The sequence below is a fragment of the Streptomyces sp. NBC_00425 genome, from assembly GCF_036030735.1.
In the GTDB taxonomy this organism is placed as follows: Bacteria; Actinomycetota; Actinomycetes; order Streptomycetales; family Streptomycetaceae; genus Streptomyces.
Window position 1 is genome coordinate 23,115 of sequence record NZ_CP107928.1, and the last position, 21,825, is coordinate 44,939.

A 21,825-nucleotide genomic window follows, 5' to 3' on the forward strand; every position below is an offset into this window, starting at 1 on the left:
GCGAACAACTCTGTCGAGCAGATTTACGTCCTGCGGTCAGGACTTTACGCCCTGCGGCGCAGCAAGCTGGAGTCATGACGAGTGCAGCGCTCCGCAGCAGGGCGTGGAAACTGCTGGAGATGGTCACGACGCCGCTGCTGCCGTCGGACTACCTCGACCTGGTCAGCCCGCTGCGTGCGGGCGCTGACCTGCGTGGGCGCATCGAGGCGGTGCACCCCGAGACGGGTGACGCCGCGACTGTCGTGATCAGGCCGGGACGGGGCTGGCGCGGCCACACGGCCGGTCAGTACGTGCGGATCGGGGTCGACGTCGACGGGGTGCGCCTGTGGCGTGCCTACTCCATCACCTCGCCGACAAGCCGTGAGGACGGCCGCGTCACGATCACCGTGAAGGCGATCCCGGACGGCAAGGTCAGCAACCATCTGGTCCGCAGGGCGAGACCGGGCACGCTGATCCAGCTCGACCAGGCGACCGGTGACTTCGTGCTGCCGCAGGCCAAGCCGGCCAAGGTGCTCTATCTGACGGCCGGCAGCGGCATCACGCCGGTGATGGGCATGCTGCGCGACACCGGGTTCGACGACGTCGTCATGGTCCACTGCGCGCCACGGCCGCACGACGTGATCTTCCGCGACGAGCTGCACGGCCTGGCCGCGGAGGGGAAGCTGCGTCTCACCGAGGTGCACACCGACACGGACGGCGTGCTCGACATCGCCCGTCTCGACGAACTCGTGCCCGACTGGGCCGAGCGCGAGACCTGGGCCTGCGGGCCCGCGGGCCTGCTCGACGCCGCCGAACAGCACTGGAGCGAGCACGGCGTCGAGAAGCGCCTGCACACCGAGCGCTTCCGCCCGAGCATCGTCGTCGCCGGCGACGGCGGCGAGGTCACGTTCAGCGCCTCCGGCAAGACGGTCGACGCGGACGGCGCCACGCCGTTGCTGGACGTCGGCGAGGAGGCCGGCGTGCTCATGCCCTCCGGGTGCCGCATGGGCATCTGCTTCGGCTGCATCACGCCGCTCAAGGCGGGCGCCGTCCGCGACCTGCGCACCGGCGAGATCACCGAGGCCGAGCCCGGCGTCCTCATCCAGACCTGTGTGTCCGCCGCTGCGGGCCCCTGCGACATCGAACGGTAGGAGCACCTTGACCGCCATCGACCCCACCGCCCACCTGAGCGCGGAGCAGATCGAGGAGCTCGGCCGCGAGCTGGACGCGATCCGCGACGAGGTGATCGCCGGCCGCGGCGAGAAGGACGCCGCCTACATCCGCAAGGTCATCTCGGCGCAGCGCAAGCTCGAGCTGGTCAGCCGGGGCGTGCTGCTGTTCTCGCTCTTCCCGCCGGCGTGGCTGATCGGCACCGCCGGGCTGTCCGTGGCGAAGATCATGGACAACATGGAGATCGGCCACAACATCCTGCACGGCCAGTGGGACTGGATGCGGGACCCGAAGATCCACTCCACCACCTGGGAGTGGGATCACGTCTCGCCGTCCGAGCAGTGGAAGCACTCGCACAACGAGCTGCACCACACGTACACCAACGTGATCGGCAAGGACAACGACCTCGGCTACGGCATCATGCGCGTCGACGAGGACCAGAAGTGGCACCCCTTCCACCTCGGCCAGCCGCTGTGGAACTTCCTCAACGCCTGCTTCTTCGAGTACGGCATCGCCGCGTACGACCTGGAGCTCGGCAAGAACCTGCACAAGCGCCGCCGGGGGAACCCGGAGTTCCGGGCGCGGGCCCGGGCCGTGGGCCGCAAGATCCGGGGGCAGGTCCTCAAGGACTACGTGATCCACCCGCTGCTGTCGGGGCCGTCGTTCCTGCCCACGCTCGCCGCCACGTTCACCGCGAACCTGGTCCGCAACGTCTGGACCCACTCGGTGATCATGTGCGGGCACTTCCCCGAGGGCGTGCAGGTCTTCGAGCGCCGGTCGATCAGGGGCGAGACGCGCGGCCAGTGGTACCTGCGCCAGATGATGGGCTCGGCGAACATCAGCGGCAGCAAGGCCATGCACTTCATGACCGGCAACCTCTCGCACCAGATCGAGCACCACCTGTTCCCGGACCTGCCGAGCAACCGGTACGCCGAGGTCGCGGTGAAGGTGCGCGCGCTGTTCGAGAAGTACGAGCTGGAGTACGTCACCGGGCCGCTGCCCAAGCAGGTGTTCTCCGCGTGGCACAAGGTCTTCCGGCTCTCGCTGCCGAACAAGAAGAAGCCCGCAGTCAAGACGCCGGACCGTGAGCGGGAGCAGGAGCTCGTCGCCGCCTGATTGCCGGTATGCGGTCGGTCGTTCAGATCGTCCGGCCGGACGCGACGGCGCGGGACCATAGGGCCGCGGCCGTCTGCGCGGCGCCTATAGGGCCGCGGCCGTCTGCGCGGCGCAGATAACCTGCGCGGATGCAGCGGATGCAGCGGATGCAGCGGGCCGCCGGCGTGATCGTCGGCTCAGCGGTGGGTGACGCCCTGGGCGGCCCCTTCGAGTTCGGCCCCCGGGGAGCCTTCTCCGCGCGGTTCCCCTCCCCCGGCTCGGGTGGCGAGATGTGCGGAGGCGGCGGCTGGGATCCCGGCGAGGCGACCGACGACACGCAGATGGCCGTCCTGGTCGCGGAGTCCCTGCTCGAGCGGGGCGGTCTGGATCTGCCGGACGTCTTCGCCCGCTTCCAGCGGTGGGCGGCATCAGAGCCCAAGGACATCGGCCTGCAGACCGAAGACGTCCTGACCAACGGCATGCCCTGGGATCTCGCCGCCGCGATCCATTCCCAGGTCAACCGGAGAGCAGCCGGAAACGGCTCCCTGATGCGGGCGTCGACCTCCGCGGTCCACTTCGCAGCCGCCGGCCGGGAAGCCACCATGGACGCGGCCCGGCGCATCGCCGCCCTCACCCACGGCGACCGCGCGGCCTGGGAAGGCACCGCGATCTTCCACGAGCTCATTCGCGTCGCGTTCGAGGGCAGCGACCCCCTCGCGGCGCTTCCGGACATCCTGGCTCACGTCCACCCCGACCACCGTGATCGCTACGCCACCGTCCTCGCGGCCGACTGGCACCCCGACCAGGCGACCGAGTTCAACGGCGCCGTCTGGCCCTGCCTGGGCTCCGCCGTCTGGGCCCTGCGGACCACCTCCGGCTTCGAGGACGCGATGCGCGCGGCGATCGACCTCGGCGGTGACACGGACACCGTCGCCGCGGTGACCGGAGGCCTCGCGGGGGCGTACTACGGGCTGGACGCCGTCCCCGACCGCTGGACCCGGCCGCTGCACGTTCCCCTCCCCGGATTCGACGGACGGGTGCTGCACCTGGAAGATCTGCTCCATCTTGCGCACCGGCTCGGAGGCTGACCCGGGTGCTGCCGCGCACTCTCCACCGGCCCCGGCCCTCAGCCGCCGTCGCCCGACCGGTGGCTCCGCGAAGAGGACGACTCCCTCGCGTCGCACAGCACAAGCCGCGGGCCGGAACGTGACGGAGCCCGGAAGCATGTCCAGCTCCCGGGCTCCAGCTTGCCACCCATTTGCGCACACCGACGGCGTTTAAGAACCGCGGGTCATGTTGAGATCGACGTGTTCTGCCTTTGAACTACAGCGCCACGAGAGAGGCGCCGAGGGGACTTGAACCCCCATCCGTCGATGTTCGCCCACGCTCGGTCGATCCGGTGTTCGGCGGCGAATACTGAGACTGGAGCGAGAATCTGAGTTTCACGGGGCCGCCTCTGCCAGGCTTGGGCCACCCCCGCACGTGGTGCGGGGAGAGGGATTCGAACCCCCAACTGACACCCCTTCATCAGCTTCAACATCAGTTTCAGCTTGCGCTCATCGCGCACCCTCCGCTCGCGACGGAGGGCGTGTGTGGAGGCTACCGGAACAGGTAGCCGAATACCGCGTCGCCGACCCGCTGGTCGGTGACCTCGGTGTTGTTCGCCTCCTCGCGGGCGAACTTGACGGACTGCTGGAGCTTCTCAACACGGTCGAGGAGCTCGTTGACCCGCCGGGCCGGCAGCGCGCCGGAGAACTTCACCGTGGTCCAGTAACCGACCGGGACGTCCTCGTAGTACACCTCGACCTGCGCCGGGTGCTTCTCCGTGGCCTCGGCCTTCACGTGGTTGCGCGGAACCTTCTTCGTGCGGATGGTCCGCACCGGGTCCGTCTTCCACGAGTCCGTCGAGGGGTCCAGGTTCCAGGACTCGGAGGCGTCGAGCACTGGCAGCTTGCGCACGAAGGTGTGCAGGTCGGTGAGTTGCTTCTCCAGGAACAACAGGTAGGGGACGGGCACCTGGGGCAACAGCACCGTACCGTCGACCACCACGTCCGCGGCCGCGGACCGGTTCGCCCAGTCCTTCGTCGCGGTCACGTCGAAGAGCCGCGTCAGCGTCCCGGCGGTCGCCCGCAGAGCGTCCTCGGCCTTGATCTGCACCCGCGTGGACTCGGGCGGCAGCTGCTCGCCCTCCTCGTCCTTGGGCTGGTAGGTCCGGGAGATGCCGGCCAGCAGGGCGGGCTTCTGCACGTCCTGGTGAGCCTGGGTGAGCTCCTGAAGGGCCTTGGACTTGACGCCCTTTTCGACTGCGATGATCTGGTTCAGCTTCGGCACACGGCGAACCTAACAACCCCGCGCCGCACGCACATCCGATTAAACGCCTGCCCCGTCATTTCCGCCTGAGAGGGCGGGGCGGCGAGTGTGAGCCCGGACCGGGGCGCGAAGGTCACCGACCCTGCTTCCGCAGCGACGTGTGCGATCGGACGTCCGGCGTCGACCCGCAGGCAGAGGCGCAGCCGTCCTTCGGGGGCCGGCGGTGCGCTGCGGTGTCCTCTGCTGGTGGCGCTGCTGGACTCGGCGGCCGCGGCTCCGCGGGAGCCCTGGGGTCTCGGGGCTCCCGCGTGAGCGGCTGTGCGTGGTGTCAGCGTGCGAACTTTTCGATGGCCGCCGGGGTGACGGGGGTGAAGAAGTTGACGAGGTTGCCGTCGGGGTCGCGCAACAGCAGCGAGCGGTTGCCCCAGGGCATCGTGGTGGGCTCGTTGACGAAGTCGGTGACGAAGCCGGTCAGGTTCTGGTGAACGCGGTCCACGTCGTCGACGAGGAACTCGGTGATCACGCTGTGGTTGTCCGCCGGGCGGGCAGAGCCCGGGGCGAACAGCGGGACCGTGCGGGTGCCGGCGATCGCGAGGGTCGCGCCCGCGGTCCTGAGTTCGGCGAAGTCCTCGGTGACCCGTGTCGCCTGCATCCCTGTGGCTCGCTCGTAGAACTCGACGAGGCGTGCGACGTCGCTGGTGATGATGCGGATCGAGACGAAGTCCATGGGAATCTCCTTGGCCGTGCTGGGGGCGTACATGTCGCAGGCTAGGAGAAATAGGGGACAGAATCGGTCCTGTATTCGCGTTAGGCTGCGAACATGCCACGACCCACCGGCCGCGTACTGACGCTCCTGGAGCTGCTGCAGTCGGGCGGCACCCGGACTGTGGCCGAGCTCGCCGACCGTCTCGGCGTCGAAGGGCGCACGGTGCGGCGGTATGTGGGCCAGCTGATCGACCTGGACGTGCCCGTGGAGTCGGTGCGCGGCCGCTACGGCGGGTACCGGCTGGCTCCCGGGTACCGGTTGCCTCCGCTCATGCTCAGCGACGACGAGGCGCTGGCCGTGCTGCTCGGTCTGGTCGCCGGCCGCCGGGCGGGGCTGACGACGGCGGAGCGCACGGCGAACGAGACGGCGTCGGCGAAGATCCGGCGGGTGCTGCCCCAGCACATCGCGCGCCGGCTCGACGCCCTCCTGGAAGCTCTCGCCTTCACGGATCAGCCCGGCGAGCTGGATCACCCGGGCACCGGGCTCCTGCTCACCGTCGCCGATGCGGTGCGCCACCGTCGGCCGGTCTCGATCCGCTACACCGACCGCGACGGACGGCGCAGCGAACGCACCCTGCACGCGTACGGGATCGTCGCCCATGCGGGCCGGTGGTACGTCACGGGCAAGGACGCCCAGGTCGGCGAGGACCGGACCTTCCGGCTCGATCGCATCGCGGACGCGAGGACCCTGCCCGGCTCATTCGAAGCGCCCGTGGGTGCCGATCCGGCGCAGCGCGTGTTGTCAGGGTTCGCCACGGCCGAGTACCAGCACGAGGTGACCTTGCGGATCCACGGGACAGTCGAGCAGATCCGCGCGCACCTGCCCGCCGGCGTCGCGAGCCTGGAGGAGCACGAGCCCGCGGCCGGCCAGGACGCGGCGGCCGAGCGCTGGCTGCGCGTCGAGCTGCGGGCGCAGCGGCTCGACTGGTTGCCTCGGACACTCGCCTCACTCGACCGGCCGTTTGTCATCGAGCGGCCCGCTGAACTGCGCGACCTCGTCATCGCGCTCGCCGATCGCCTCACGTCCTGCGCCCGCCGAGCCTGACGGCGAGGAACCCATGTCTTGAGACGGCACGGCCGGGGAGGTGATCGACGCGATCGCGTTCACGTGGCGTACCGGGATGCCGTGGACGGGATCCGGACCGGGGGGGGGAAGGTCGTGCTGCGGGGCCGTGGGCGTGGCCGGCCCGCGGGTCGGCCACGCCGGCGGCCGTTCAGGTCAGGGGCACAGGCCGCGGTCTCATGATGGTGTTCCCCCTGCTGGTCTCACGACGGGACGGCCGGTCGGCGCCGCCCACGCACAGTGAGACCGCACAGGGCCGCCGACCGTTGTGGGCTTCCTTGTCGCGGCCCTGTCGCTGCTGTCACCACAGCCGTTACACCAACTGCGTGTCGTCCGGCCGTACTTGTGTCCCTCGCCGGGCTGGTCCGTCCGTTCGGCCGACGGGTTCGTCCTCTGCGACGGGCAGGACGGCGAGTATCCGGATGAGGACGCCGTCCCCGTCCACAGGACGAGGAGCCGGCCTGGGGCTGCAGTCCTCGCCCGGTCGCTCGCCGGCCCCGATCGGCCGGCCCGACGTGGTCCCGGGCACACGGCCGGGCACGGGACCGCGTCGTCAGGAGACCTTGTCGGCGGTGTTCGTGCGCGAGCAGCGGAGGGCGGTCTGCCAGTAGCAGGCGACCTGGACGAGTCCGTAGCGGTACTCGGTGCCGGTGCCGGCGATGGGCAGCGAGTCCCGGCCGAGTGTCCGCCGGATGTCACCGACGGCACCCCGGCAGTGTCCGGATGTCAGGCACAGCGCTGTCGCGGCGGAGACGAAGGGCGTGGCCATGCTCGTGCCGTCTTCGAAGCCGTAGTCTTCGCCCGGGGGCGTGGGGTGGGTGGGGAGGGTGGAGAGAATGCCGGCGCCGGGGGCCGCGATGTCGACCCAGGATGCTCCGTGGTTGGAGAAGCCGGCCTTCTGGTTGAACACGGTGGTGGCGGCCACGCTGATTGCTTCCGGGTAGGCAGCCGGGTAGTTCGGGGCGGTGGTGCCGTCGTTGCCCGCGGCGGCCACCAGGGTGACGCCTGCCCGGTCGGCCAGGCGGATCGCCTGGTGGAGCAGGAGGCTGTCCGGGGTCCTCAGACTCAGGTTGGCGACCCGGATGTTGTGGGCCTTGGCGTTCTGGACGAGCCAGTTCAGTCCGGCGATGAGGTCGGAGTTGAGCAGTGAGCCGTCGTCCTTGATGACTTTGACGTTCCACAGCCGGGTGCCGGGTGCGGCGCCTTCCGCTCCCACGCTGTTGTTGAGTAGGTGTTTTTGATCCCTGGCCGTGAGGTGGCTACGCCTGGATGATCTGAGTCGTGGGGGTTGGCGGGACGGCTCGGCGGTATTGCCGGGAGTGCGGTGATCCGCTTCCGCAGACGATGGCGGCGGAGGCGGTGTTCTGCTCGGGGCGGTGCAGGTCACGACGGTGGCGGAGGCTTCAGCAGACTCGCCAGCGGGTCATGGCGATGCAGCGGGGAGAGCAGGCGGAGTGCCCGGTCTGCGGGCGGTCGTGGACGGTAGGAGTGGAGCGGTCAAAGGCGGCGGTGTACTGCTCGGACCGTTGCCGGGTACGGGCCTGCCGCCAGCGGCGGGCGTCACGGAACGGCGTAACGGAAACGCCATAGCCGAACGCCTCGCCAACACCTCCAACACCCCAGGATTTGCAAGGTAGTTGGGAGCGACTGCCGAGCGCTTCGAGCGCCCCTGGTTCACGCCCTGCCCCGGCGTGTCGCGCGCGCGTCACGGTGGACAGTGACCGGGGCCGGCGCCCCTTTGATCGGTCCCGTCGTGGCGGCTGGGCCGGACCCGGGCGAGGACGGTGGTCATCATGACCGACGTGACCGACCGAATCGGGAACGTCACCCGGCAGCGTTACGAACAGCTCGTCACCCGGGCGAAGGAACTGATCGCGCAGATCGCCCGCTCGCAATTTGCCCTCGGTGACATGGCGTTGGAGATTGAGCCGATGAGGGCGGTGGGCGGGTCGATGCCGAACGGCACGGACGACCTGTTCACCGTGACGGAGTCGTTGCAGATGTTCGCGGACGACATCGGGGTGGAGCGCCGGACGGTGGAGGACTGGCGCTACACCGCCAACCGGTGGCCGGCCAAGCGCCGCAGGGAGGGCGTGTCGTTCACTGTTCATCGCATCCTCGCGTCGGTCGTGGACGAGGACGAGCGGTGGGCGGCGATCGAGGACGCGCCGTTCAACCCGCGCACGGGGGCGAGGCAGTGGACGCCGGACGGCGCGAAGCGGGCCGTCGGCCAGCGGGTCGACCGGCCGGTCACGGTGGATGAGAAGGTCCAGGCCGTGGCCGACCTGACCCGTGATGACGAGGTCGCCGCCCAGGTCGCCACCGACCTGCTGAAGCGGCCGGCGGTCACCGAGCACGTCACTCCGGCCGAACGGGTGCGGGTCGTCACGGAGCTGACCCGGGACGACACCGTCGCGCAGGAGGTCACCAGCAGTCTGCTGCGCCGCCCGGATGTCGCCCGGAAGACGATGCGGGACGACACCACCCGGATGCTCGTCAACCGCGCCCAGTTCGACAACTCCAACGAGACACGTGACAGGATCCGGGAGCGCACCCCGGCCGTCCGCGCGATCGAGCACACCATCGAGTACCTCGACCTGGTCGGCTCCTGCCACAACTTCGTAGCCACCCTGGGCCGCCTGGTCCCGCAGCTGCGGGGGCAGGAGTTCACCGAGGACGAACGTGAGACCGTCCGCCGGCAGATCGGCCGGGTCCGCGCCGCGGCGGACTGGCTCGAAGGAGCCCTCGACAACGGCGAGTTCACCCTTGATGAGCAGCTGGTCCAGCTGCTCAAGGGCGAGTAGGCCATGCCGCGACGCCGGGAGGCCCGGCCGCTGTCCGAGCACTACGGCGACCTGGTCCGCGTCGCCCTGATGGAAGCACGCCCCGCCGGCCTGCACACCTACCAGCTCATGGCCGCCACCCGCCTGACCCGCTCGCAGATCGGCCGCGGCATCCGGCACGTCCGCGACGTCGTCGCCGCGGAGAACCTGACGCCGATCACATGGACACGCCGCGACGGGTTCATGTTCTCCGACGACCCCGCGGACTGGATCGAGTACGACAAGCGGCAATTCCGGCAGATCCTCGGCCGCCTCACCCGGGTGATCACGGGCACGCTCGATCCGCACCTGGCCCGCTACCCCGACGACGAATGGGCCCAGCTCGCCACCGCCCAACTCACCGGCGTCCGCGCCACTCTTGCCCAGCTCTCCAAATAGCCTCTGCCCACCGCCGATCACCCCTGCTGAGCCCTCCATGCCCGCTGTCCCCCGTCGCCGCCGCTACCCGTCCGACACCTCCGTCGCCGAATGGGCACTGCTGGAACCCCTGCTGCCCGTCCCGGCCTGCCAGACCAAGACCGGCGGGCATCCGGAGAAGTGGCCCCGGCGGGAGATCGTCGACGGCATCCGCTACATCGTCGACAACGGCGCGAAGTGGCGGGCCCTGCCTGCGGATTTCCCTCCGTGGGAGACGGTTTACGGGTTTTTCTGGCGGTGGAACCGGGCCGGGGTCGTCACTTACATCCGTGACCAGCTCCGCCGCCGAATTCGTACCGGCAAGGGCCGCTGCCCGCACCCGGTCACGCTGATCGTCGACTCCCAGTCGGTCAAGGGCGCCTCCACCGTTGGCAGGAACAGCCGTGGCTACGACGCCGCGAAGAAGATCAACGGCCGCAAGCGACATATCACCGTGGACACCCTCGGCCTGCCCGTGATGATCACGGTGACGCCCGCCGATATCCAGGACCGCGACGCCGCCCGCGACGTGTTCTGGCGCTTGCGCCTCACTCAGCCGCAGATCACCCAGGTCTGGGCCGACCGCGGCTACGCCGGTGAACTTGTGGGCTGGGCCCGCGAACGCCTCTGGCTCAGCCTCCGCATCGTCTCCCGGCCCAAAGGGGCCAAGGGCTTCGTCGTCCTGCCCCGCCGCTGGAAAGTCGAGCGCACGATCGGCTGGTGCATGAACGCCCGCCGCAACGCGCGCGACTACGAACGCCTTCCCCAGCACTCCGAAGCCCACCTGAACTGGGCACTCATCACCATGATGACCCGGCGCCTCACCCGAAAGAGCCCCCGCACCAGCCAGTGGACCAAGAAGCCTCCGGCAGCCCGCGCCTGATCAATCCGATCTCGCACGGTCCTCGGACGGGGTGGCAGATGCCGACGGGACAGCGAAGAATCCCAGTGCGGCGAGGACTGCCACGCTCGCTGCGAGCGCCAAGGTGCCTGGAAGGGACCGGGTCGCGACCGGTCCGGCAACCGCCGCCCCCAGGGCGAATCCGGTGATCTTCAAGCTGGCGCCGGTGGTGAATATCTGCCCGCGCAGTCGTTCAGGGGCCTCCCGGTGGCGGACTGCGAACAAGGCAGCCAATTGAGGTCCCTCACCGATCCCGGCGATGAGTACGGCCACGATGAGCACGGCTGGTTGACCCCATATGGCCAAGGACAACGCGGCAGCCTGGACAAGGGCACTGACCCAGATAACCGTGTCGGGGGCGACCACACGTGGAAACCGCGCGAGTACGGCGTTGGCCATCATCGCGGAGATCGCCGTGCAGGAGAGCAGCACCGCGCCGCGGCCGGCTCCGCCCAGGACGCGCTCGCCCAGGAGCGGAATACAGGCCGCCAGCATGCCCTGAGCAAAGCACGAGAGGACCGAGGTGAGGGTCGCTCGGGCCAATGACGGTCTCCCGACGACGACTCGCAGACCAGCAGCGAGATCACTGACCACTGAGCTTGCCTGAGCACCCTGCGTCCGGCCGGAACGGGCGGGCAGCATCCAGGCAGCGGGCAGCGCCAAGCCGATGAGCACCGCGGAGACCACCACGGCCGTCGAGGCCCCCAGCGTCTCCGCAACGCCCCCTGCGAGAGCCGGACCGGCCAGACTCGCCACGCTGAACGTCATGGCATCGAGCGCGTTTGCCCGGGGCAGGCGGTCGCCCAGCACCACACGGGGCAGCTGGGCCGTCCATCCGCCCGACAGGGCCGGCCCCAGCAGCCCCGCCACCACAGCGATCACGATGGTGACACCGAACGGCAAGCGGCCCAGTCCCGCGAGAATCATCCCCAGCCCCGCCGCATACAGGACGAGGGCCCCGGTCAGCAGGCGTCCCGGCCGTCCGGCTCTGTCAAGGAGCGCTCCGAGCACCGGCCCACCCACCGCAGCAGAGATCGTGATGCCCGCGAGCAGCGACGACGCGTCGACGGCCGATCCGGCCAGGGCGAATGCTGCCAGCATCAGCGACGGTCCCGACATCTCGTCCCCCGCACGAGCTGCCACTGCTCCAGCGAGATAGAAGCGGAGTGAGTAACGCTTTGTCATCGACAAGACGTTACGGAGGTAACTCAAAACTCAGCAAGATGCGTTACATTCCGCAGGTGTCCTTCAACAGCGACGACTGGTCCACTCGGCACTCCGTGCTGACCACGGCTCGGCGCACCGCCGCCCTGATCAACGCCCTCGCTGACGAGCACCCTGACCCAATCGCCGTCGCCGGCGTGCTTCGTGCATACGGTGAGGCTGACCCCATCGAACTCACGACTCGGGATGTTGCCGGGATGCGCGCAGCCGCTGACCTACTGCGGCAAGTCTTCGCGGCCGAGCACGCGGACGGCGCCGCGGCCACCCTCAACCGCCTTCTCTTGGACCACACCGGACCGCTCCGCCTGACCTCGCACGGCGGCAACACCCCCTGGCATCCTCACCTGGACCACGACGACAACGCCGCCTGGGACGAGTGGCTCCTCGCCTCCTCCTGCATGGCCCTGACCGTCCTCGTCTGGGACCGCCAACGCCCGCCGGGAAGGATCTGCGCCTCAACTAGCTGCCAGAACGTCTTCATCGCCCAAGGCAGCGGCCCGGAGCGCCGTTACTGCTCCCGCCGATGCGCCACCCGCGAACGAGTCGCAACCCACCGGCACTCCCACTCCATCGAACAATCGAACGAAACCAAGTAGGGGACTCGGATCAGAGCCCCACGAGGCATCACTCGACGAGCTGCTCGCCAACGCGGCATCGGGTTGAAAAACACCTACTGAGTGCCTGGACGATGCCTGCGACGTGTGTCCCGTGACCGTAGAAGTCGTCCGCAGTGGCCGCGCCGGAGAAGTTCACGCTCCCGGCGACCCGGAGATCGGGGTGGTTGACGTCGATGCCGGTGTCCAGCACGGCGACCCCGACCCGGGCCGGGGAGGGCAGGGTGAAGCCGCGCTCGCCGCCGGCCACGGCACCGATCCGAAACAGGCCCCACTGCCCGGCCAGCAAGGGGTCGCCCGCATGCAGGACGCCGCCCTGCCCGGGCCTGCCCGTCCGCTGCTGCGGCGGCTTCGGCGCCGGACCGGCAACGGGCTCGGGCACGGATCCCTGCTCGTCACGTTCGACTGCGGCGACCTGGGGATCGGCGCGGATGGACGCGATCTGCTCCGCGGTCGCCTCCAGGGCGTAGCCCTTGAGGACCAGCCCGTCCGCGGCCGCGTTGTAGACGTGCCGGAGTCTGCTCCGGCCGTCGCGCGCCAGGCCTTTCGTCTGCTCCTCTGCGACCTTGCCCGGATCGGTGACGGTGTCCTTCAGCTGCACGATCCACCGCTGCGCCGGTGCGGGCTCGGCTGCCTGCGCAGGGCCGGTCACGGCCGCGGTGGCCGCGATCGCCGACAGCACGGCGCACGCGGCCAGCATCCTGTGGACGGATGTTCTTCCTGACAGTCCCACTCGATCCTCCGATAGACCCGGCAACCAAACCCGACAAGATAAGACATTAGGTATTTCGGAGCGTGTCCTCCTTGCCCTGGTAGACCAGACGTGCGTCAGCCGGCCGGAAATCCCACGACCGGGCGCAGGGCTCAGGAGCGCGCGTGGGCCACCAGCGGGCCTGGCCCGGCAGGCACAGGTCGGCGAACCGGCGCCGCCAGGCGCGCGTACTGCTCGGCGTGCCGCGCCTCTCGCGGCACGGCGGCGTCCCGGCCTGAGGCCGGTGGCCCTGCACGTGCACGGTCCTGGGCGTCGGCGGGCGCCCGGGAGGGGTGCGTCGGGGGCTTTGTCCGGGCTTAAGGGCGGTGGCGGAGGCTGCTGTTCATGTCTGATCCTGTGATCATCGTCGGTGGGGGTGCGGCCGGTCTGATGCTCGCCTGCGAGCTGGGGCTGGCCGAGGTTCCCACCGTTGTCCTGGAGCGCCGCGACGAGCTGCCCGAGCGTTCGGGCGGCATGCTCCTCAACGCGCACATCGCGGACTTTCTGCGGATGCGGGGGCTGGCGGGCCGCTTCTTCGGCCCGGACACCCCCACGTGGGGCCGGTCGCACTTCGGTCTCGTCTACCGGGACATCGACGGTGAACTCGCCAAGACGGACTACGACTTGATCGTGCCGCAGTGGCGCAGTGAGCAGCTGCTGCGCGAGCGCGCGGTCGAGCTGGGGGTCGAGGTGCGTCTCGGCGCGGAGGTCGTCGGCCTCGAGCAGGACGCGGCCGGGGTGACGCTCACGGTGGCCGGGCGGGACGGCGCGGGCCGGATGCGCGCCCGGTATGTCGTGGGGTGCGACGGGCCCGGCAGCGCCGTGGCGCAGGCCGCCGGGTTCGACTTCGATGTGCTGGCCCCCTCCTATTACGGCGTCATCGCCGACGTCGTCGTGGACGACGAGTCCCAGGCGCTGTTCAGGGCCGGTTCGTATCCGGACGGCCAGTTCGGGGTGCTGCCGGTGAATCCGGCCGACCCCTGCGAAGTGCGGCTGATGACGGTCGAGTTCGACCGTGAGCCGCCGGGCGGCGCCGTGCCGGTGACGGTCCACGAGATCCGCTCCACCATCGAGCGGATCACCGGGCGGGCTCCGGACCTGCGGGCCGTGCGGTGGATGACACGGTACGGGAGTCCCACCCGGCTGGCGCGGCGCTACCGGGTCGGCCGGGTCTTCCTCGCGGGGGACGCAGCCCATCCGCATCCGCCGTCGTCCGGGCACGGGATGAACACCGCCGTGCACGACGCGGTGAACCTCGGCTGGAAGCTGGCCGCCGCCGTGCGCGGCTGGGCCCCGGCCGGGCTGCTGGACACGTACGACGACGAGCGCCGGCCGGTCGGTGAGCGGGCCTGTCGCCGGGCGCTCGCCCAGATTCCGCTGCAGACGCCGCTGGAGCAGGCCGCCCCGTTGCGTGAGATCTTCGCCGAGCTGATGCGGTCCGACGAGGTCAACGCGTTTCTCGTGCAGTACGTGACCAAGGTCCGCTACCCCTTCGCGGGGGACGGCGGGCCGGCTCACCCGCTGCTCGGGGCGGTGTTGCCCGAGGTGTCCCTGAGGACGCCGGACGGGGTCGTCCCGGCCGGGCCCCTGCTGTCGTCTGGGCGTGGTCTGGTCCTGGGGCCCGGGCGGTCGGGCGAGGGCACTCTGCCGGATCTGTCGGCGTGGGCGGACCGGCTGGACGTGGTGGCGGCCGAGCCGTCCGCGGAGCTCGGCGCGCAGGCCGTGCTCGTGCGCCCGGACGGGCACATCGCCTGGCTCGGGCCGGCCGACGCCCATGACCGGTTGCTGCTCGCCGTCAAGACCTGGTTCGGCTGAAACCGGCGGCGGCGCCTTCGGCGCGGTGGGCGGGGGCGCTCCCCAGCGGGGCGCCGCGCCCGTGCGGTGGGCTCCTGCGCGAGTGCCGCGCGTGCCGCGTCGGCGGTGCGGCAGGTGGTGTGCGGGCCGCTGGGCAGCGTCGAGGGGGCACGGCGTTGTGCCTCCCGGCGGTGGTGAGGGGGTCTGCCGGTTCAGCCGGCGACGGTCCAGGTGTCGCCGCCGGCCAGCAGCGCGGCGAGGTCGCCCTTGCCGTGTTGTTCGACGGCGTCGTCGAGCTGGCGGGACATCTGGGTGTCGTAGACGGCTCGTTCGGTGCTGCGGAAGACGCCGATGGGCGTGTGGTGGAGGGTGTCGGGGTCGGCGAGGCGGGAGAGGGCGAAGGCGGTGGTCGGGGACGCGGCGTGCGCGTCGTGGACGAGGATGTCGGCCTTGTTGTCCTCGGTGACCGCGACGACTTTCATCTCGCCCGTGGCCGGGTCGCGGACGACGCCCTGGCAGGCGTCGGCGCCGAAGGTGATCGGCCGGCCGTGTTCCAGGCGGATCACGGCCTCCTGCGCCTGCTGCCTGTCCCTGAGGACTTCGAAGGCGCCGTCGTTGAAGATGTTGCAGTTCTGGTAGATCTCGACCAGCGCGGTGCCGGGGTGGGCGGCCGCCTGGCGCAGCACGTCGGTGAGGTGCTTGCGGTCGGAGTCGACGGTGCGGGCGACGAAGGAGGCCTCCGCTCCGATGGCGAGGGACACCGGGTTGAAGGGTGCGTCGAGGGAGCCCATGGGGGTGGATTTGGTGATCTTGCCGATTTCGGAGGTCGGGCTGTACTGGCCTTTGGTGAGGCCGTAGATCCGGTTGTTGAAGAGCAGGATCTTGAGGTTGACGTTGCGGCGCAGGGCGTGGATGAGGTGGTTGCCGCCGATGGAGAGGGCGTCGCCGTCGCCGGTGACGACCCAGACGGACAGGTCGCGGCGCGAGGAGGCCAGGCCGGTGGCGATGGCGGGGGCGCGGCCGTGGATGGAGTGCATGCCGTAGGTGTTCATGTAGTACGGGAAGCGCGAGGAGCAGCCGATCCCGGAGACGAAGACGATGTTCTCCTTGGCCAGGCCGAGTTCGGGCATGAAGCCCTGCACGGCGGCGAGGATCGCGTAGTCGCCGCAGCCCGGGCACCAGCGCACCTCCTGGTCCGACTTGAAGTCCTTCATGGACTGCCGGGCCTCGGCCTTGGGCACGAGGGCGAGCGCGTCGGTCGTGCCGCCGGGGTGGTGTGTCGACGTCTCAGTCATCGATGGCCTCCTTGAGCGCCGCGGCGAGCTGCTCGGCTTTGAACGGCATGCCGTTGACCTGGTTGTGGGAGTGGGCGTCGACGAGATAGCGGGCGCGGATGAGGGTGGCGAGCTGGCCGAGGTTCATCTCGGGGACGATCACCTTGTCGTAGCGTCCGAGGACCTCGCCCAGGTTCTGCGGGAAGGGGTTGAGGTGGCGCAGGTGGGCCTGCGCGATGGGCGTCCCGGCGGCGCGCAGCGTGCGGACGGCCGCGGTGATCGGGCCGTAGGTGGAGCCCCAGCCCAGTACCAGGGTCCGGGCGGCGTGCGGGTCGTCGACCTCGAGGTCCGGGACGTCGATGCCGTCGATCTTGGCCTGGCGGGTGCGGACCATGAAGTCGTGGTTGGCCGGGTCGTAGGAGATGTTGCCCGTGCCGTCCTGCTTCTCGATCCCGCCGATGCGGTGCTCCAGTCCCGGCGTGCCGGGGATCGCCCAGGGGCGCGCCAGGGTGTGCGGATCGCGCTTGTAGGGCCAGAACACCTCGGTGCCGTCGGCCAGGGTGTGGTTGGGGTGCTGGGCGAACTGGGTGCGCAGGTCGGGGAGTCGGCCGGTGTCGGGGACGCGCCAGGGCTCGGAGCCGTTGGCGAGGTAGCCGTCGGAGAGGAGGAAGACGGGGGTGCGGTAGGTGAGGGCGATGCGGGCGGCGTCCAGTGCGGCCTCGAAGCAGTCGGCGGGGGTGCGCGGGGCCACGATCGGCACCGGGGCCTCGCCGTTGCGGCCGTACATCGCCTGGAGCAGGTCCGCCTGTTCCGTCCTGGTGGGCAGGCCGGTGGAGGGGCCGCCGCGCTGGATGTCCACGATCAGCAGGGGCAGTTCGAGTGACACGGCGAGGCCGATCGTCTCCGACTTGAGGGCCACGCCCGGACCGGACGTCGTGGTGACGGCCAGGCTGCCGCCGAAGGCCGCGCCCAGCGCCGCGCCGATCCCGGCGATCTCGTCCTCGGCCTGGAAGGTGCGCACGCCGAAGTTCTTGTGCTTCGACAGCTCGTGCAGGATGTCCGAGGCCGGCGTGATCGGATACGAGCCCAGGAACAACGGCAGATCCGCCTGCCGGGAGGCGGCGATCAGGCCGTAGGACAGGGCCAGGTTGCCGGAGATGTTGCGGTGGACGCCGGCCGGGAAGGCCTGCGCGGCCGGCGCGACCTCGTAGGACACCGCGAAGTCCTCGGTCGTCTCCCCGAAGTTCCAGCCCGCCCGGAACGCGGCGATGTTGGCGGCCGCGATGTCGGGCTTCTTCGCGAACTTCGACCTCAGGAACTTCTCGGTGCCCTCGGTGGGCCGGTGGTACATCCACGACAGCAGACCGAGCGCGAACATGTTCTTGCTGCGCTCGGCCTCCTTGCGTGAGAGGTCGAACTCCTTGAGCGCCTGGACCGTGAGGGTGGTCAGGGGCACCGGATGGGTGCGGTAGCCGTCCAGTGAGCCGTCCTCGAGGGGGGACGTCGCGTAGCCGGCCTTCGTCATCGCCCGTGGGGTGAACTCGTCGGTGTCGACGATGACTTCGGCGCCGCGGGGGACGTCGGCGATGTTCGCCTTCAGTGCGGCCGGGTTCATCGCGACCAGGACGTCGGGGGCGTCGCCGGGGGTGAGGATGTCGTGGTCGGCGAAGTGCAGCTGGAAGGAGGAGACGCCCGGCAGGGTTCCGGCGGGGGCGCGGATCTCGGCGGGGAAGTTCGGCAGTGTCGACAGGTCGTTGCCGAACGAGGCCGTCTGTGAGGTGAAGCGGTCGCCGGTGAGCTGCATGCCGTCGCCGGAGTCACCCGCGAACCTGATGACGACCCGGTGCAGACGTCGCACGTCCTTGTGCCGGGTCGCGGTCTGCGCGGCGGGTGCTTCGTTGACCGTGGACATGGTTGTTCCCCTACGTGTCGTTTGCGCAGATGGGGGCGGCGAGGGTGCGGGGGGCGCCGGTCCGGGCGACGGGTTTGCGGCGCGGGTCCGGGGCCGGGGGGCGTGGGGTCACGAGGCCCATGCCCCGGGGGCCCTGAAGTCCTCGCCGGGTCGCTGCCGGCGGGTGCGCGCCGTCGGGTCGGCCGGGCCTGCGGGGGTGTGCGGCCGGCGGCCGCCGCTCGCGGTGCGCGCTCGGGCCGCGAGGGCGGTGGCGAGCGCCGCGACCTCCTCCAGGGTGGGGTTGCCGCGCAGGATCCGCAGGGAGGCCTGGGCGAGCGCCTGCTCGGTGGCGGGTTCGGGGTTGTTCCTCCCGGCGCTCACAGGGGCAGGTTCCCGTGCTTGCGTCCCGGCAGCGGCACGTGTTTGGAGCGCAGCATGGACAGGGCGGTGATGAGCCGGGAGCGGGTGTCGGCGGGGTCGATCACGTCGTCCACGAGGCCGCGCTCGGCCGCGTAGTAGGGGTGCATGAGTTCGGTCTCGTAGTCCTTGATCTTCTGTGCGCGGACGGCGTCGGGGTCGTCGGCGGCGGCGATCTCCCGGCGGAAGATCACGCCTGCGGCGCCCTCGGCGCCCATCACGGCGATCTCGTTGGAGGGCCAGGCCAGCGCGATGTCGGCGCCGATCGAGCGGGAGTCCATCACGATGTACGCGCCGCCGTAGGCCTTGCGCAGGACGAGGGAGATGCGGGGCACGGTGGCGTTGCAGTAGGCGTAGAGGAGTTTGGCGCCGTGGCGGATGACTCCGCCGTGTTCCTGGTCGACGCCCGGGAGGAAGCCGGGCACGTCGACGAGGGTCACCAGCGGCACGCTGAAGGCGTCGCAGAACTGGACGAAGCGTGCGGCTTTCTCGGAGGCGTGGATGTCGAGGACGCCGGCGAGGGCGGCGGGCTGGTTGGCGACGATGCCGACGACCTGCCCGTCGAGGCGGGAGAACGCGCAGACGACGTTCTGCGCCCAGCCGGCGTGGACTTCGAAGTACTCGCCGTGGTCGACGACTTCGGCGATCACCTCGCGCATGTCGTACGACTGGTTGGGCTGGGCGGGGACGAGGTCGAGGAGGCGGTCGCAGCGGCGGTCCGCGGGGTCGTCGGCGTCGGCCGGCGGGGGCAGTTCGCGGTTGTTGGACGGCAGGTACGACAGCAGGTAGCGGACGTCCTCGAGGCAGCTCTCCTCGGTGTCGTAGGCGAAGCCGGCGACGCCGGAGACGGCGGCGTGGCTGTCGGCGCCGCCGAGTCGTTCCTGGGTGACGTGTTCGCCGGTCACGGCCTGCACCACGTCCGGTCCGGTGATGAACATCTGTGAGGTGCCGCGGACCATGAACACGAAGTCGGTGAGGGCGGGCGAGTAGGCGGCGCCTCCGGCGCAGGGGCCGAGCACGACGGAGATCTGGGGGATGACTCCGGAGTTGCGGACGTTGCGGGTGAAGATGCCGCCGTATCCGGCGAGTGCGGTGACGCCTTCCTGGATGCGGGCGCCGGCGCCGTCGCACAGGCCGACGACGGGGGCGCCGGCGGCCTCGGCGAGGTCCATCACCTTGTGGATCTTCGCTGCGTGGGCTTCGCCGAGTGCGCCGCCGAAGATGCGGAAGTCGTGGGCGTAGGCGAAGACGGTGCGCTCGTGCACCCGGCCCCAGCCGATGACCACGCCGTCGCTGTGCGGTTTTTTGAACTCCAGGCCGAATCCGGTGGCCCGGTGCCGGCGCAGTCCTTCGATCTCGACGAACGTCCCTTCGTCGAAGAGGAGCCGCAGGCGTTCGTGGGCGGTCAGTTTGCCTTTGTCGTGCTGGGCCCGGGTGGCCTGCTCGCTGGGTCCGCGGGCCACCTGCTCGCGCAGGGCGACGAGTTCGGCGGTGCGCTCGCGCAGCGAGGTGGGGCGGGTCGTCGCGGGTTTCGGCGGCGCCTGCGCACCCCTCACCGGCCTTTCGTCGGTCATGCTCAATGGAAGGCCCCTCTTCGACACGGGTGCGCCGGCTCGGGTGGGTGGCGCGGCACCGAGCGTCGATCCGCCGCCTAAAGCCGGGGTTGTGCGAGCTCGCCGGTCGTCTGCGCGATGGTCGGGGCGGGTGTGCCGGGGCGCCGGTCGCGCAGGAGGAGCAGTGCGGCGGCGGTGAGCAGGGCCGGGAGCAGTGACATCGCGGCCAGGACGCCCCATTGGGCGGTGGCGCTCTGGTGGGCCGCCTGCCCGGTGGTGGAGGGGGTGTAGCCGAAGGGCTGGAGCGCTACGAGGGCGACCAGGAAGGGTCCGGCGGCGATGCCGAGGGCCTCGGCTGCGCTGAACAGTCCGGACAGCGCGCCGACGCGGTTGCGGCCGGTGTGCGCGCTGTCGTGGGCCGTGGTCTCGGCCAGCATCGCGTAGAGGAAGAGGAGTTGGCCGGCGTGTGCCGTGCCGATGATGAGCAGCACGGCGGGTGCGTACGGTGCGGGCAGGGCGGGCGCGGCGGCCAGCAGCAGGCAGCCGCCGGCGAAGAGGGCGCAGGCCGTGCGGAGTCCCGCGCGGTGTCCGTGGCGGGCGGCGAAGCGGGTCCACAGGGGGACGACGAGCAGGTTGGGCAGGACGAACGCGGCGACGAGCAGGGGTGTCAGGTCGGGGTCGTGCAGGATGTGTTCGGCGAAGTACGGTCCCGCGGCGAGCAGGCAGCCGGTGGCGGCCATCTGGAGGGCCGTGGTGCGCAGCAGGGCGGCGAAGGCGGGGATCTCGCGCAGCAGGGCGAGCCGGCGTGCGGGGTGGGCGCCGTCCGCCGTGCGGGGTGGGGCGGGGGGTGCGGGCGGGGCCGCGGGGCGTGTGTGGGCGGGGCGGGTGTGGGCGGGGCGGGTGTGGGCGGGGCCGAAGGCGACGGCCAGGGCTCCGGCGGCCATGACGGCGGCGCCGAACAGGCCGGCCCAGCGGTGTCCGGCGAGGCTGCCGCCGTCCGCGTCGGCGATGGCGGGTCCGGCCGAGCCGATGGTCAGGGCGGCCACGGCGATGCCCGCCACCCGGCCGCCGACCAGCCGGGTCCGTTCGCGCGGGCTGTCCGCGAGGTCGGCGGGGAGCGCGGCGTAGGCGGCCTGGAAGAAGGCGAAGGCTGTCGCGGTGAGGAGGAATCCGAGGCCTGTCCAGGCCGCGCCCGCGGCGCCGTCGGTGACGCCCGCGAGCATCGCGGCGAATCCGGCGGCGGCGCCGAGGCCGCCGGTCAGGATGTGGCGTCGTCTGCTGCCTCGTCTGGCGTGGGTGCGGTCGCCGGCGCGGCCGGCGAGGGGGGTGAGCAGCACCGCCCACGCTTTGGGGATCAGGACGACGCATCCGGCGAGGGCCGCGCCCACGCCGAGGGTGTCGGTGAGGTAGGGGAGCAGCAGGAGCCCTGGGAGCGTCGTGAACGCGCCAGTCACCAGGGCCCCGCAGGCATAGCCGATTCGCAGCCGGACGCTGCTGGGGGTGGGCACTTTCACTCTCCGCGGGATAAGGAATCGGGCACGCAAGAACGCGACCGAGGGTGTGCGCGGGGCGGCCGGTGCGCCAGTCGGGGTTTCCCCTGAGAGGAACTCCAGGAGCGCGGGTGGGGCGGAGAGCGTGAAAGGTTCAGGTAAAGCATGCCCGCATCTGTTCGCATCTGTTCTCCCTTCAGATGTCAAAGCATTCGGGAGACCTTCGCTGTCCGTGTCGTGGGGCCGTTCAGGGTTCTCCCCGACATTTCGGCAGGGCTCCGCGCCCGGGGCGGAC

General features: G+C 70.7%; 19 protein-coding genes. 9 read left to right on the forward strand and 10 right to left on the reverse strand.

Annotation, left to right across the window (positions count from 1 at the left end):
- Positions 1-119: 119 nt before the first annotated feature.
- From OHS82_RS00125 to OHS82_RS00135, 3 genes are all read left to right on the forward strand, one after another.
- Positions 120-1,130, forward strand: coding sequence for a ferredoxin reductase (locus tag OHS82_RS00125; protein WP_328435997.1), 1,011 nt, complete (start codon positions 120-122; stop codon positions 1,128-1,130).
- Between the two features lie 7 nt (positions 1,131-1,137).
- Positions 1,138-2,265: a fatty acid desaturase family protein gene (locus tag OHS82_RS00130; protein WP_328432891.1), complete on the forward strand. Its 1,128-nt coding sequence runs from the start codon at positions 1,138-1,140 to the stop codon at positions 2,263-2,265.
- A gap of 137 nt (positions 2,266-2,402) precedes the next feature.
- Entirely contained in the window at positions 2,403-3,332 is a 930-nt protein-coding gene (locus OHS82_RS00135; protein ID WP_328435998.1) for an ADP-ribosylglycohydrolase family protein, read from the forward strand.
- A 511-nt stretch (positions 3,333-3,843) separates the two neighbouring features.
- On the opposite strand, the gene OHS82_RS00140 is transcribed toward OHS82_RS00135, so the two are convergent.
- Positions 3,844-4,575, reverse strand: coding sequence for a DUF7873 family protein (locus OHS82_RS00140; protein ID WP_057578400.1), 732 nt, complete (start codon positions 4,573-4,575; stop codon positions 3,844-3,846).
- 307 nt (positions 4,576-4,882) lie between these two features.
- On the reverse strand, positions 4,883-5,281 hold the full coding sequence (locus OHS82_RS00145; protein ID WP_057578469.1) for a VOC family protein: 399 nt from the start codon (positions 5,279-5,281) through the stop codon (positions 4,883-4,885).
- A gap of 93 nt (positions 5,282-5,374) precedes the next feature.
- Here OHS82_RS00145 and OHS82_RS00150 point away from each other — a divergent pair, with 93 nt between their 5' ends.
- A complete protein-coding gene (locus tag OHS82_RS00150; RefSeq protein ID WP_057578402.1) occupies positions 5,375-6,364 on the forward strand; it encodes a helix-turn-helix transcriptional regulator in 990 nt (329 codons plus the stop codon).
- A 571-nt stretch (positions 6,365-6,935) separates the two neighbouring features.
- On the opposite strand, the gene OHS82_RS00155 is transcribed toward OHS82_RS00150, so the two are convergent.
- Entirely contained in the window at positions 6,936-7,598 is a 663-nt protein-coding gene (locus tag OHS82_RS00155; protein ID WP_328432892.1) for a S8 family serine peptidase, read from the reverse strand.
- Between the two features lie 577 nt (positions 7,599-8,175).
- On the opposite strand from OHS82_RS00155, the gene OHS82_RS00160 reads away from it, so the two are divergent.
- Genes OHS82_RS00160 through OHS82_RS00170 form a run of 3 tightly spaced genes read left to right on the forward strand, consistent with a single transcriptional unit; the run spans position 8,176 to position 10,504 of the window.
- A complete protein-coding gene (locus OHS82_RS00160; RefSeq protein WP_328432893.1) occupies positions 8,176-9,186 on the forward strand; it encodes a DUF6192 family protein in 1,011 nt (336 codons plus the stop codon).
- A 3-nt stretch (positions 9,187-9,189) separates the two neighbouring features.
- On the forward strand, positions 9,190-9,603 hold the full coding sequence (locus OHS82_RS00165; protein ID WP_328432894.1) for a hypothetical protein: 414 nt from the start codon (positions 9,190-9,192) through the stop codon (positions 9,601-9,603).
- 37 nt (positions 9,604-9,640) lie between these two features.
- Positions 9,641-10,504 carry an IS5 family transposase gene (locus tag OHS82_RS00170; RefSeq protein ID WP_328432895.1) on the forward strand — a complete coding sequence of 288 codons (864 nt, stop codon included), beginning with the start codon at positions 9,641-9,643 and terminating at the stop codon, positions 10,502-10,504.
- Here OHS82_RS00170 and OHS82_RS00175 read toward each other — a convergent pair whose 3' ends face one another.
- Positions 10,505-11,623, reverse strand: a complete 1,119-nt coding sequence (locus tag OHS82_RS00175) for an MFS transporter (protein WP_443061759.1) — start codon at positions 11,621-11,623, stop codon at positions 10,505-10,507. It abuts the gene before it with no gap.
- Between the two features lie 122 nt (positions 11,624-11,745).
- On the opposite strand from OHS82_RS00175, the gene OHS82_RS00180 reads away from it, so the two are divergent.
- Positions 11,746-12,342 (forward strand): CGNR zinc finger domain-containing protein, encoded by a 597-nt coding sequence (locus tag OHS82_RS00180; protein WP_055634467.1) that lies wholly within the window; start codon positions 11,746-11,748, stop codon positions 12,340-12,342.
- A 28-nt stretch (positions 12,343-12,370) separates the two neighbouring features.
- Here the strand turns inward: OHS82_RS00180 and OHS82_RS00185 are convergent, their stop codons facing one another.
- A complete protein-coding gene (locus tag OHS82_RS00185) occupies positions 12,371-13,060 on the reverse strand; it encodes a S8 family serine peptidase (protein ID WP_328432897.1) in 690 nt (229 codons plus the stop codon).
- A 396-nt stretch (positions 13,061-13,456) separates the two neighbouring features.
- Between OHS82_RS00185 and OHS82_RS00190 the strand changes: the two genes are divergently transcribed.
- Entirely contained in the window at positions 13,457-14,926 is a 1,470-nt protein-coding gene (locus OHS82_RS00190; protein ID WP_063894259.1) for an FAD-dependent monooxygenase, read from the forward strand.
- Positions 14,927-15,117: 191 nt separating this feature from the next.
- On the opposite strand, the gene OHS82_RS00195 is transcribed toward OHS82_RS00190, so the two are convergent.
- The 5 genes from OHS82_RS00195 to OHS82_RS00215 all read right to left on the reverse strand — a co-directional run bounded on the left by OHS82_RS00195 (position 15,118) and on the right by OHS82_RS00215 (position 21,548).
- On the reverse strand, positions 15,118-16,200 hold the full coding sequence (locus OHS82_RS00195; RefSeq protein ID WP_328432898.1) for a 2-oxoacid:ferredoxin oxidoreductase subunit beta: 1,083 nt from the start codon (positions 16,198-16,200) through the stop codon (positions 15,118-15,120).
- Entirely contained in the window at positions 16,193-18,091 is a 1,899-nt protein-coding gene (locus OHS82_RS00200; RefSeq protein WP_328432899.1) for a 2-oxoacid:acceptor oxidoreductase subunit alpha, read from the reverse strand. Before OHS82_RS00200 ends, OHS82_RS00195 begins: the two co-directional genes overlap by 8 nt.
- Before the next feature lie 108 nt (positions 18,092-18,199).
- A complete protein-coding gene (locus OHS82_RS00205) occupies positions 18,200-18,451 on the reverse strand; it encodes an acyl-CoA carboxylase epsilon subunit (protein WP_057578409.1) in 252 nt (83 codons plus the stop codon).
- Positions 18,448-20,061: an acyl-CoA carboxylase subunit beta gene (locus OHS82_RS00210; protein WP_057578411.1), complete on the reverse strand. Its 1,614-nt coding sequence runs from the start codon at positions 20,059-20,061 to the stop codon at positions 18,448-18,450. Before OHS82_RS00210 ends, OHS82_RS00205 begins: the two co-directional genes overlap by 4 nt.
- Before the next feature lie 77 nt (positions 20,062-20,138).
- Entirely contained in the window at positions 20,139-21,548 is a 1,410-nt protein-coding gene (locus OHS82_RS00215) for an MFS transporter (protein WP_328432900.1), read from the reverse strand.
- Positions 21,549-21,825 lie beyond the last annotated feature (277 nt).